2 protein-coding genes are annotated in these 3,212 nt (G+C 72.7%); both read left to right on the forward strand.

Going from position 1 to position 3,212, the window contains the following annotated elements; all coding sequences use genetic code 11:
* A partial coding sequence (locus tag AB0O00_RS33585) for a M60 family metallopeptidase (RefSeq protein WP_363658303.1) occupies positions 1 to 1,547 on the forward strand: 1,547 nt, incomplete at its 5' end.
* 100 nt (positions 1,548 to 1,647) lie between these two features.
* Positions 1,648 to 3,180 carry an immunity 49 family protein gene (locus tag AB0O00_RS33590; RefSeq protein WP_363658305.1) on the forward strand — a complete coding sequence of 511 codons (1,533 nt, stop codon included), beginning with the start codon at positions 1,648 to 1,650 and terminating at the stop codon, positions 3,178 to 3,180.
* The last annotated feature ends 32 nt before the right edge of the window (positions 3,181 to 3,212 follow it).

Raw genomic sequence — 3,212 nt, forward strand, 5'->3', positions numbered from 1 at the left:
CGGTCCGGGTGACGGTCGCCGGCGGATCCCCCGACGCGACCGTGGAGCTGCAGGTCGGCACCTGGGCCCTGGTGGACCCGTACAGCCGCACCGGATACGGCATTTACACGGCGAGCCAGTCCGCGCCGCGCTCCTACCGGCTGCGGCCGGGCGTGAACGACATCAGCGACCCGGCGGGCGGGATCCTCTACGTGCGCCACACGGCGGACTCGCCCGCGGACGCCCCCTCGGTCACCGTGGCGCTCGACGACGGCGCGGCCGTCCAGCCGATCCCGCAGTTCGACCGCGAGACCACCACCAACGCCCAGTGGCAGCGCATGCTGGGCGCCACCACGGCCGCCGGTCCGGTCGAACTGGTCGGCGAGCACGTCATGATCGCGGGGATGCAGGAATCCGCCCTGCGGTACGCGGGCGAGAGCCAGGACGAACTCCTCGACACCTACGAGCGGATCCTCCGGGCCGAGGACGAGCTCGCCGGCCTCGACGGCTCCAGCGCCCGTGACACGCGCTCCCCGCTGCGCTTCCTCGCGGTCGAGAGCCCGTCGCGCACGAACCCCAACGCGACCTACTACCGGATCGCCATGCCCAGCAACCGCGACGGCGTCCTCTACTCCGCGACCGAGGCGGCGAACAGCTGGGGCCTGTTCCACGAGTTCGGGCACCAGCACCAGCAGCGGTGGACCTGGGGCGCCGGCCAGGACACCGACAACATGGTCGAGGTCACCGTCAACCTCTACTCCATGGCCGCGGACCGGCAGTTCACGCACACCACCAACGGCTGGGCGGACGAGACCACGTGGGCCCCGGGCCGGGACTACCTCGCGCAGCAGAAGCGCGACTTCGCCACCGCGCCGAACAAGGCGCAGTTCGACATGTTCGCCCAGCTCGACAAGGCGTTCGGCCCGGCCTTCTACCCGACGCTGCACCGGCGGATGCGGGCCGAACGGCCCGACCTCGCCGACACCGACCGGCAGATGCGCTGGTTCACCGTGACCGCCTCGCAGATCGCCGGCGCCGACCTCACCGACCACTTCGCCAACCGGTGGGGCCTGCCGCTGAACCCGGAGACCCTGGCCGCCCTGGCCGCCCTCGGCCTCCCCAAGCCCGCCACCGATCCGAGCGCCGTCGCCGCGTTCACGGAGAAGAAGGACACCCGCACGGAGATCGTCCGCTTCACGAACCGCACCGGCACGACCCTGAAGCAGTCGTCGCTCGACCTCCGCGAGGGCACGTGGGCCCGTGAGCCCTCGGCGCGGATCCCCAACGGCCGGACGGCCGTGCTGCGGGTGACCACCAGCGCCGGCATCGACGGCACCGCGACCTACGCCCTGCCGAACGGTGCCCAGGCCGGCTTCACCTACCGTAGCCCGGAGTACAGCGCGAACAACTACGCGGTGAGCACCGGTCAGGGCATCCAGGTCACCGTGAACGACCAGGACCGGAACAGCCGCACCACCCCACCCGGCACCTCCCTCGACAGCTACACCAGCAGCGTCCTGGGCAAGGGCAACGACCCCACCGTCTGGGTCACGTACGAACGGGCGTGACGGCGCCGGCGGCCGGGACCGGCTCGGCCCGCGGAGCAGTGTCAGTCCCTGCTGGTAGCGTTCCGCTCGGCCGTGAAGATCAACAGGGAGGGCCGCGCCGGTGCAGGAGATCACGCGTCACGAGGTCGACGGGCGGCGTGTGGCCGAAGCGCTCGACCGCATCGTCGAGCGGACCGGCAACCGGTGGTACGCGATGTGGCAGAAGGACCCGTCCCCGGAGGCGATGCTGGCCCTCCGGGACGAGCTCCTCGACCACGTCGCCGCCCGTACGGTCTCGGCGCCGGCCCGCGAGGAGGCGCCTCCCGGCACGGTGCTGCTGACCGCGGCGGAAATGGCGCTGGGAGCGCTGAGCGTCGGCTGCTTCCCCGACGGGGACCAGGAGATCCCCTTCCCGCTCATCGGCGAGAACCTCACCAGCGAGGACGTCCGGTTCGGCTCCGCCGCGGCGCACGCCCCCACGGCCCGGTGGTGGCTGGACGCGTTCGAGCTGTGCCTGGTCAGCGGGCTGGTGTGGGAACGCGAGCGCGTCATCGGTCTGCTGCTGCGGTCCGACTACGCCCCGGCGATCCGCGACGGCGTGCCGTACTCGCCGCTGACGTCGGTCTCGGACCCGGCGGACCTCGCCGCGATGGACGCGCTGTGCCCCTACCTGGCCGAGGCGAGCGGGCACCTGCCGAGCGACTGGCCCGCCGTGGCCCTGCGCAAGCCGGAGCCCGACGAACTCGCCGAGGCAGCACGGCGGTTGGACGGGGTCCCCGCCCTGACAGCGGATCAACGCCTGCTGCGCGTCCTCCTCGACGATGACCGGCGCGCGTTCGAGCAGGCCTTGGCGGCCCGGCTCGCCGAGTACCGGGACGGCCTGGCCGGCGATCCGGCCCCGAGGACGCTGCTGCCGATCGGCATCCTGGCCCTGGCCGCCCTCGCGGTCCGGGTGCACGGGTGGGACCTGGACGTTCGCTCCGGCTACCTGCCGGCCGCCCTGCTGGGCTCGTCCCCCGCAAACTCGCTGGACCGCGTGTACCTGCGCCTGGTCGCCGAGGAGTCGATACCCGACGGCGCGCGGAGCCAGTTCGGCTACCTGCGCCCCCTGGCCACGGACCTCCTGGCGGGCATCGCCCTGGACGGGCCGGACAGTCTCCGCGTCCTCGACGACCGCGACGTGGCGCTCGTCGACCGTGGCGTCCTCGCGGCCGCCGCGCGCACCAACCTGCTCAACGCGCCGGTGAATTACGACACTTACGACCTCCCCGGCGGCGCGGTCCTGCACATCCTCGGCCACCCGGAGTCGCCGTTCGCCGCCAGCAAGCTGCTCGTCTTCGAGGAGACGGTCCGCGCGGCGGGCGGCCCCGACCTCCCGGCCGACGGCGTGCTGGCCGTCGTCCCGAACCGCCACAACCTGGTCTTCCACCCGCTGGCGGACGAGCACGTCGGCGAGGCCGTCAACGCCCTGGCCCAGTTCGCCCTGGGCGCCTACGAGGACGGCCCCGGACGGATCTCCCCCCGAGTGTTCTGGTGGCGCGCCGGCACCCTGACGTCGATCACGGCCGTCGACCCGGAGTCCCGGACGATGACCATCTCCCCGCCCGACGACCTCATGACGATCATGCGCCGCCTGACCCACCTGACCACCTGAGCCGGGTCAGACGACCTGACCCTCGGCATGCC

The sequence above is a fragment of the Kitasatospora sp. NPDC093558 genome (assembly GCF_040683475.1).
Taxonomy (GTDB): Bacteria; Actinomycetota; Actinomycetes; order Streptomycetales; family Streptomycetaceae; genus Kitasatospora.